Origin of the sequence: Aquabacterium sp. (assembly GCF_050725395.1) — a bacterium.
In the GTDB taxonomy this organism is placed as follows: domain Bacteria; phylum Pseudomonadota; class Gammaproteobacteria; order Burkholderiales; family Burkholderiaceae_C; genus Aquabacterium.
In genome coordinates this window covers 1-1,168 of record NZ_JBOHHL010000100.1, presented here as the reverse complement: position 1 = coordinate 1,168, position 1,168 = coordinate 1, and the positions used below count along the sequence as shown (strand labels likewise).

The 1,168-nt window shown below is 65.1% G+C and carries 1 protein-coding gene; it reads right to left on the bottom strand.

Annotation, left to right across the window (positions count from 1 at the left end):
• Nucleotides 1-1,168: cadherin repeat domain-containing protein (locus tag ACREB4_RS21285; RefSeq protein ID WP_431590236.1), on the bottom strand; the 1,168-nt coding region annotated here is incomplete at both ends.

Sequence of the window (1,168 nt, the reverse complement as noted above, 5' to 3'; positions counted from 1 at the left end):
TCGCCACCACCGTGATCGCGTGCGAGGTGGCGGCTTCATAGTCCAGCAAACTGCCATTGGCCACCGTGACCACGCCCGTGACCGCATTGATGGCAAAGCGCCCACCGGCGTCATCGCTGAGCGAATAGGTGATGGTGCTGTTGGTGCCGTCGGCGTCGATCGCGTTGGCCGTGACGCCCACCACCGTGCCGCTGGACGCGTTCTCGGCCACGCTGTTCGCTGCGGCGTTGGTGTCGCTGACCGCGCCCACGTCGAACTCGTCCGCGTCGGCCAGGTTGATCGTCATCACCTGGTTGCTGCTGGAGCCGTCCAAGCTGGTCGCCACCACCGTGATCGCATGCGAGGTGGCCCCCTCGTAGTTCAGCAAGCTGCCATTGGCCACCGTGACCACGCCCGTGACCGCGTTGATGGCGAAGCGCCCCCCGGCGTTGTCGCTCAGCGAGTAGGTGATGGTGTTGTTGGTGCCGTCTGCGTCGATGGCGTTCGCCGTGATGCCCACCACCGTTCCGTTCGTGGCATTCTCGGCCACGCTGTTGGCGGTCGCGTTCGCGTCGCTGACCGCGCCCACGTCGAACTCGTCCGCGTCGGCCAGGTTGATCGTCATCACCTGGTTACTGCTGGAACCGTCCAAGCTGGTGGCCACCACCGTGATCGCGTGGGATGTCGCCGATTCGTAGTCCAGCAAGGTGCCATTGGCCACCGTGACCACGCCCGTGACCGCGTTGATGGCGAAGCGCCCACTGGCGCTATCGCTCAGCGAGTAAGTGATGGTGTTGTTGGTGCCGTCTACATCGGTCGCGTTCGCCGTGATGCCCACCACCGTGCCATTGGCGGCATTCTCGGCCACGCTGTTCGCTGCGGCGTTGGTGTCGCTGACCGCGCTCACCGCGAACTCGTTGACATCGGCCAGGTTGATCGTCATCACCTGGCTGCTGCTGGAGCCGTCCAAGCTGGTGGCCACCACCGTGATCGCATGCGAGGTGGCCGACTCGTAGTTCAGCAGCGTGCCATTGGCGACGGTGACCACGCCTGTGACCGCGTTGATCGCAAAGCGCCCACCGGCGTCATCGCTGAGCGAATAGCTGACGGTGTTGTTCGTGCCATCGGCGTCCACTGCACTCGCCGTGATGCCCGCCACCGTCCCATTGGCCGCGTTTTCGGCCACCTG